This is a genomic window from Corallococcus sicarius, assembly GCF_003611735.1.
Lineage (GTDB): Bacteria > Myxococcota > Myxococcia > Myxococcales > Myxococcaceae > Corallococcus > Corallococcus sicarius.
The window spans coordinates 19,390-27,032 of record NZ_RAWG01000112.1 but is presented as its reverse complement, the minus strand read 5'-3'; the positions used below and the strand labels follow the sequence as shown (position 1 = coordinate 27,032).

General features: G+C 70.4%; 6 protein-coding genes. 3 read left to right on the top strand and 3 right to left on the bottom strand.

Going from position 1 to position 7,643, the window contains the following annotated elements:
* The coding region (locus tag D7X12_RS18875; RefSeq protein ID WP_244224637.1) for an MG2 domain-containing protein at positions 1-3,501 on the bottom strand (3,501 nt) is incomplete at its 3' end.
* A 48-nt stretch (positions 3,502-3,549) separates the two neighbouring features.
* The gene (locus D7X12_RS18870; protein WP_120626663.1) at positions 3,550-4,194 is read right to left on the bottom strand and encodes an SAM-dependent methyltransferase; all 645 of its coding nucleotides are present in this window, start codon (positions 4,192-4,194) and stop codon (positions 3,550-3,552) included.
* A gap of 81 nt (positions 4,195-4,275) precedes the next feature.
* Here D7X12_RS18870 and D7X12_RS18865 point away from each other — a divergent pair, with 81 nt between their 5' ends.
* Both D7X12_RS18865 and D7X12_RS18860 read left to right on the top strand, forming a co-directional pair.
* The gene (locus D7X12_RS18865) at positions 4,276-4,683 is read left to right on the top strand and encodes a hypothetical protein (protein ID WP_120626662.1); all 408 of its coding nucleotides are present in this window, start codon (positions 4,276-4,278) and stop codon (positions 4,681-4,683) included.
* Between the two features lie 57 nt (positions 4,684-4,740).
* Entirely contained in the window at positions 4,741-5,028 is a 288-nt protein-coding gene (locus D7X12_RS18860; RefSeq protein ID WP_120626661.1) for a hypothetical protein, read from the top strand.
* Here the strand turns inward: D7X12_RS18860 and D7X12_RS18855 are convergent, their stop codons facing one another.
* Positions 5,029-6,168 (bottom strand): acyl-CoA dehydrogenase family protein, encoded by a 1,140-nt coding sequence (locus D7X12_RS18855; RefSeq protein ID WP_120626660.1) that lies wholly within the window; start codon positions 6,166-6,168, stop codon positions 5,029-5,031.
* Positions 6,169-6,492: 324 nt separating this feature from the next.
* Here D7X12_RS18855 and D7X12_RS18850 point away from each other — a divergent pair, with 324 nt between their 5' ends.
* Positions 6,493-7,596: an efflux RND transporter periplasmic adaptor subunit gene (locus D7X12_RS18850; protein ID WP_120626659.1), complete on the top strand. Its 1,104-nt coding sequence runs from the start codon at positions 6,493-6,495 to the stop codon at positions 7,594-7,596.
* The last annotated feature ends 47 nt before the right edge of the window (positions 7,597-7,643 follow it).

The following is a 7,643-nucleotide window of genomic DNA, read 5'->3' as shown; positions in this document are numbered from 1 at the left end:
GCCCAGCCCGTACCCGTCCGCGAACTTGAGATGATCCGCCCGGGGCTCCGGCACCTCCGGGGCCCCGCGGACGTCGTCGGAGATCCAGTCGGTGCTGTAGCCCTTCGTGGACGAGAGGATCTGCGGCTCCCACGCCTGCTGCGGATAGAGCTGCGCGGCTTGGGGCGGCGAGTGCGGCCCGAAGAGGTCCAGCGACTGATCGTACATGTACGCGAGCAGCTCCGCGGCCCCGGCCTCCAGCTTCGCGCCCCGGGGCCCCTTCACCGTCACCCGGAAGGTCTCCTTCGCACCGGGCCGCAGCGTGTCGCGGAACGTGGCGAACTCCAGCGACAGCTCCTTGTCGTCGAAGGGCACGGACACCGTCGCCATGAGGCCCACGTGCTGCCAGTCACGCACCACGGAGAGCGACGCCGTGAACCCACCGCGCAGGGTCTCCGTCACCGGGATCTCCACCACGGCCCGCCCCTGCCCCGCGTTCAGCACGCGCTGCTCGATGCGCTGGCGGCCCTGGTACAGGCTCAACACCAACGGCTGGCCCTCGAAGCCGGACGTCACCACCAGCCGCGCCACCTCGCCCACGCGCACCGACGAGCGCTCCACCAGCAGCATCGCCGGCAGGGCCACCGGGGCCCTCGCGCCCGCCACCACGAAGTCATGTTGGGCGGTGGCCTTCTGTCCGAACGCATCCGTCGTCTCGTAGCGCAGGCGGTAGGCGCCCGAGCGCAGCGCCGGCAACGTCACGGGCGCCACGCCCTGCGCGTCATGCGTGACGGGGGCCTGGGCCAGCTCCGCGCCGTCCTCCCAGTACCGCAGCGTCTCCGCCACCTCGAAGTCGCCCTCCCAGCGGGGCTTCTGCGCATCCCCTGGCGTGGGCGTCGACTCCTTGCGCTCCGCGCCCTCCAGCGGAAGGGGCACGCGGACGGGCTCCTCCGACGGCAGCAGGGGGCGCGAGGGCTGCTTCAGGGCCACCAGCCGCCAGCGACCCGGGCCCGCCTGGGGCGCGCCGTCCAGGTTCGAGCGCACAAGCCGCACCTGCGCGGGTTGATCCTCGCGGAAGAAGCCCGTGTCGGACTCCACGCGGCCCTCCACCGCGACAAAGCCCAGGCGGAACGCGCGGTTCGCGGAGCGCGTCTCGCCGCCCTCGTCCGTCAGGTCCGCCTCCACGCGGTAGCGCCACGACAGGCCCGGCGTCTTCGCCATCCGCTCATCCGCCTGCGGGGTGAACGACACGGAGAAGCCACCGTCCTCGCCCAGCGACGCCGAACCGGAGGCCACCAGCCGCGAGCGCATGGAGGGGCGCTCCCAGTACCACCACGGCGGCAGCACCGGCTCGCGCGACACGCGCCACTTCACCTTGCCGGCCGTCACCGGCAGGCCAAAGTAGTAGCGCGCCTCGCCCTTGAACGTGGCGGGGCGGTTGAGCCGCAGCGCTTCGGGCGCGTCCTTCAGCGTCACCTCGAAGGTGGGCCGCTTGTACTCCTCCACCCGCACGGAGGCCGCGCCCGACGGGCTCGAGCGCACGGTCCACCCGCCCAACGGCCGGCCGGTGGGAATCGTGAACTCGCCCGCCACCGAACCGAACGTGTTGGTGCGCGCGTCGCGCGTCTCCACCACCTGGCCGTTGGGGTCCACGAGCGTGACATTCACCGCCGCGTCCGGCAGGACCTGGTAGCGCTTCGAATCCTGCTCCGCCCGGAAGGACACCACCTTCCAGAGCACCTTCTGCTGCGGCCGGTACACCGCGCGGTCGGTGTAGACCAGCGCCTGATCCACCGGCGGCGAGCGATGCTCCGACGCGAGGAAGAACGTGCCCGGGTACACCATCACGCTCCGACCCCGCCCCAGCACCAGCGTCAGTTGCTGATACGTCTCCGGCCGCGCTTCGACCGTGAACTCACCGTTGGCGTCGGTGCGGCGGGTGACGGTGGTGTAGACGCGCTTCTGGTAGTCCGGCGTGACGAGCCGCGCCTCCACGTTCGGCACGGCCGCACCCGTCGCGCCGTCCACCACGCGCACCTCCACGCGACGCGAACCGTCCCGCCGGACCACCACGACCCACGGCGTCACCGAGATGGGCATCGAGATGATCTTGTTGTCCTTCTCCCGGAAGTCCTCGCGGACGGACAGGACGATGACGTACGCGCCGGAGGCGAGCGGAGGCGGCGTCACGAACGTCGTGTGCAGCTGGAAGTCGGGGGTGGCGGGCAGCGCCGTGCTCCAGGCCGCATCGGGCTTGCGCGTGTCCAGGATGCGCCGGACCTCCGCGCCGTAGGCCAGGAGCGACAGCTCCACGGAGGGCCTCGCGAGCCGCGCCTCCACGTCCAGCGAGTAGGCGCGGAAGAAGACCTTGGGGACGTTGCGGTGCCGCACCTGGATGGAGCGCTTGCCGGGCCCATCCGCCTCCATCCCCAGGGCCTGAACCTCGGGTTCCTCCAGCTGCGCCACCAGCGCCGCGCAGCGCTGCCCGCCCAACGACTTCGGCCACGCCTCCGCGCCCGCCTTCGCGAGCGCATGCGCCGTCACCGGGTGGCCCGCGCCGGCCTCCAGGTCCGCGAGCTGCCGCTGGCCCATGGACCACCACGCCACGTCCCGGAAGCCCTTCAGGTGCGCGGCCAGGTGCTGACGCACCCGCAGGCGATCCGCCTCCTCGGTGAACGACGAGGAGAGGACCGCGTAGCGCCGCAGCCGCGCCTCCAGCGCCGCCTCGCGCCGGCCCGCGCCCAGGTGCCACGCCTCCAGGTCGCCCAGGAGCGCCGCCACCTTCGACAGCGGATGCACGGAGCCGTCCGTCAGCTCCACCTTCGGGGCGCCCTCCAGCAGCGTCCCCACGTCCAGGCGGAACACGTCCAGCTCGTGCTCCGGCTTCCACAGGTCCGACCGCGCCAGCACGCCCACCCAGAGGTACGTCACCGCGTCGCGCAGCGTGGAGCGGATGCCCTCCGGGTAGGTGTTCGCCTCGATGTATTCGGAGAGCGCCTTCACCGGCTGCGTGCCCAGGTCCTGGCGCAGGGCCCAGACGGCGGCATGCGCGCGCTGGACCTCCGCCAGGAGCTGATCCTTCGTCCAGGCCTTCAGGTCCACCGGGCCCTGGGACACCACCTGCTCGCGCCGGCCAATCTCATAGCGGTACGCGTCCACGTAGTGGGTGAGCACCGCCGCGTAGAAGAGGTTCAGCGTCGCCCGCTGCCGCGCGTCGTCGGGCCACGGCTGCTCGCGCAGGAAGCGCACCGCCGTCTCGTAGCCGTGGAGCTGGGTGCGCAGCTGCACCGTGCGCACGAGCGCGCGCGTCCACTCGTCCGCGTCGCGCTTCGCCTTCGCCGCCGCCAGCCGCGCCTCCACCCCGCGCGCGGCCTCCTCCACCTTGCCGTCCTCGACGAGCGCGTCGAGCGCCTTCCACGACGGAGGCGACTTCGGCTGGGCCCGCGCGGACGCGGGCAGCACCACCAACGACAACAGGCACAGCAGGACGGCGAGCGCACGCGGGCGCGGGAAATCAGACATGGGCGGCACTCTAGACGCCGCACCCCGCCCTCGCGGTCCCTTCCTTTGTCAGGAAGCGACAGGCGCGGCGGGAGCGCGGCGGCGCAGCCCCACCACGTAGACCTCCATGCTGGCGCCGCGCGTGGCCTCCGGCCGCACCACCTTCACCTCTTCGTACAGCTTGCGCACGTCGTCGCGGAAGGCCTCGAAGTCGCCGCCCATGAAGACCTTCGCCACGAAGGTGCCCCCGGGCCTGCCCCGCGCCGCGGCCACCTCCAGCGCCTTGCCCGCGAGCCGCAGGCTGCGCGCCTCGTCCGTGCCCTTGATGCCGGACGTCTTCGGCGCCATGTCCGAAATGACCGCGTCGTAGAGCCCGTCGTACAGCGCGGCCAGCTTCGCGTCGAAGTCGTCCGCCAGCACGTCCAGCACCGCCGTCGTCACCTGCTTCTGGGAGAACGGTCGGATGGCGACGATGTCCACGCCGACGACGCGCCCGGAGACGCCCACCGCGTCCACGAGGATCTGCAGGAAGCCCCCCGGCGCCGCCCCCAGATCCAGCACCGCAGCGCCCTTTTTGACGGATGTCGGAAAGCGCTTGAGGATCTCATCGACCTTGAACGCGGAACGCGCGCGCAGGCCCTCTTGCTTGGCTTTCTGGAAATAGTGGTCTTTAGGACGGTAGGACTTGCCCATGTCAGAAGCCGTCCCTAGCATCCGCTACTGTCTTCGGAAAGCCGGAGCAGTCGCGGCCTGTCTCGTGGGTCGTGCCAACGGACTTTCCGGAGGGTTGGTGGCATGGGCACCCGGAGCGTGACAGCGGCGTTGTGCGTCTCCCTGCTCTTCGCGGGCGGGGCGGCGTTCTGCTACACGCGCGCGGAGACCCTGCAGGCCGAGGGCCGCTGGCTCATGGCCCGGGGCAGCGCCCAGGCGACCGACTTCGCCCAGAAGCTGGACGGCACGTCCGTGGACGCGCAGCTCAAGTCGTTCAAGGAGCGGCGCGGCGTGATGGAGCGGGCCCACCGCTGGCAGCGCGGCATGCTGCTGGGCATCATGGCCTCCGTCCTGTCCGCCCTGTCCGCCTACGTCCTGTTCCTGCTCAAGCGGCTGGACGACCAGCTCCTGGACGCCACCGGCGAGCTGCGCCGGCCCCAGGAGGCCTCCTCGCTCTCCGCCCCGGCGTTCGCGTCCACCGTGCAGCGCTAAAGGTCTCCGGACTCTGGCAGGATGCCGCCCCGGCTCTGATCCACGGGGAGGACCGCCATGCCCGGCTGCGCGCACTGCGGACGCACGCTCGACATCATCGCCAACCAGGTGGGCCGCAACGACGCGTGCCCCGGCTGTGACGAGGACCTGCGCTCGTGCCGCAACTGCCGGCACTTCGACCTGTCCGTGGCCAAGGCCTGCAAGGAGCCCTTCGCGGAGGTGCCCCGCGACAAGGACGCCTCCAACTTCTGCGAGCTGTTCCAGTTGGGCGAAGGCGGCCTGCACGTGAAGGACTCCCGCGACGCGCTGCTCAGCGCCGCGGAGTCCCTCTTCCGCAAGAAGTAGCTAGAAGCCGTACAGCTTGGAGATGATCTCCTTCATCACCTCGGAGGTGCCACCGCCGATGGTGATGAGCCGCACGTCCCGCCACATGCGCGCGATGGGCGTCTCCTCGATGTAGCCCATGCCGCCGAAGAACTGCTGGCAGTCGTAGGCCACGCGCTGTGCGAGGTCTCCCGCGAACAGCTTCGCCATGGAGATCTCCTTCACGGGGTTCTCTCCCCGGTCGAAGAGGTCCACCGCGTGGTAGGTGAGCCACCGCGCCGCCTCCACCGCCGCCAGGTGCTCCACGAACTTGTGGCGCCACACCTGGAACTTGATGAGCGGCCGGCCAAACGCCTCGCGCTCGTTGCCGTACTGGAGGGCGTCCTCCAGCATCCGGTCCATGCCGCCCACCGTCGTGATGGCCCCCACCAGGCGCTCGCCCTGGAAGTTCGTCATGATGTGGTAGAAGCCCATGTTCTCTTCGCCCAGCACGTAGCGCGCGGGGATGCGGCAGTCCTCGAAGTAGAGGATGGCCGTGTCCGAGGACAGGTTGCCCACCTTGTCCAGCTTCTTGGAGACGCCGAACCCCTTCACGTCCGTGGGGAACGTCACCAGCGAGATGCCGCCGTAGCCCTGCTCTCCGGTGCGCACCGCCAGCGTGATGAAGTCCGCGCGCGTGCCGTTGGTGATCCACATCTTGGAGCCGTTGATGACGTAGTCGTCGCCATCACGCCGGGCCGTCGTCTTGATGCTCGCCACGTCCGAGCCGCACCCCGGCTCGCTCACGCCCAGGGCCGCGATGCGCTCGCCCTTGAGCGCCGGCTCCAGGAACTCGCGCTTCTGCTCGTCCGTTCCAATCTCGTTGATGATGGGCGTGGCCATCTGGCTCTGCACCAGCAGCGCCATGTTCACGCCCGCGTTGCGGCTGCGGCTCAACTCCTCCGCGAACGCCGTCACGTACCAGTAGTCCAGGCCGCTGCCGCCGAACTTCGGGTCGTGGTTGATGCCCAGGAAGCCCAGCTCGCCGCACTTCTTGAAGAGCTCGCGGGGGAAGATGCCCGCGCGGTCCCACTCCAGCCCGTACGGCGCCATCTCCTTCTCCACGAAGGCGCGCACCGTCTTTCGAAACGCCTCGTGCTCGTCGGTGAACGGATTGAGCATCGCTGGTCCTTGAGGGGGAGTCCCGGTGGTGGATTGATTCGCGAGTCAATAACAGGCGGACCCCGTCAGCGACAAGCGATGCGCCCCGTCCCTTCCCCCGTGCGCCGCGTCACCCAGCGCTGACGCGTTGCGCCGCCTGCCCCGTTGGAGGCCCTGAGGGCAGCCAGGCAGGCGCACAGGGCGCCACGCGGGTGGATAGTCCGCATTCCGGAGTATCCTCTTGACAGATAATCGAGCATCGGTAATTTCTAGTCCACAAAGAATATGGCCGGGGCAGGTATCCGGGCGGGTCTTCCGTCGGACAGCCGGCAGGAGTTCGGACGCGTGAATCAGCGAATCTTGGCTGCCGTGGTGGCCGTTGCGGTGTCGACGGCAGGGTGCTCGAAGGCGGGGGCGGAGAAGGCGCAGCTGCCGACGCAGCAGGCGGAAGGTGCCAGCGCGCTGGGCGTCAAGGCGATCACCCCGGCCACCGAGCTGGAGGCCAACGTCACCCGCGTCACCGGTCAGGTGCGCTCCAAGCAGGAGGCCACGCTGGGCCCGTCCGCCACTGGCACGCTCGCCAAGGTGAACGTCCGGGTGGGCGACAAGGTGAAGAAGGGCGACGTGCTGGCGGTGCTGGACACGTCCAACGTGCGCATCGCGGTGGAGCAGGCGCGCGCGGCGAAGGACATGGCGGACGCGGCGCTGGAGCTGGCCACGAGCACGCTGGGGCGCACGCGCAAGGTGGCGGAGTCCGGCGGCGTCGCGGCCAACGCGCTGGAGCAGTCCGAAATCGCCCTCAAGCAGGCGACGGCGCAGGCGGCCCAGGCGGGCGCGGCGCTGCGGCTGGCGGAGGAGAACCTGCGCGACCACAACATCACCGCGCCGTTCAACGGGGTCATCACCTCGCGCACGAAGAACGTGGGTGACTCGGTGGCGATGACGCCCTCGACGCCGGTGTTCTCCATCGTGGACTCGGACGGGCTGGAGATCCGGATGATGGTGCCGGAGTCCGTCATCGACAACGTGTCGGTGGGCACCGTGACGCCGGGCACCGTGAACCCCAGCGGCATGCGCTTCGAGGCGAAGGTCGCCAACGTGGGCGCCGTCATCGACGCGCAGAGCCGCACCGTGGAGGTGCTGGCGGACGTGACGGGCAAGACGGACCGCCCGCTGCGCCCGGGCGCGCTCGTGGAGATGGACTTCTCCAAGGCCGCCGGCGACACGGGCAACGGCCTGTTCCTGCCGGCCCAGGCCGTCAGCAGCAAGGGCCAGGACGGCTTCGTGTGGGTGGTGCAGGACGGCACCGTGCGCAAGCGCGACGTGCGCGTGCAGCGGGTGCTGCCGGGCTACGTCAAGGTGGTGCAGGGACTCACGGCGGAGGAGCGCGTGCTCGCCGACGCCTCGCTGGACGTCAAGGACGGGACCGCGGTGCGCGTCGCGCAGTAGCGCGCCCCCCGCGAGTCCTCCCTCCCCTCCTCTCTTCTTCAGGTACC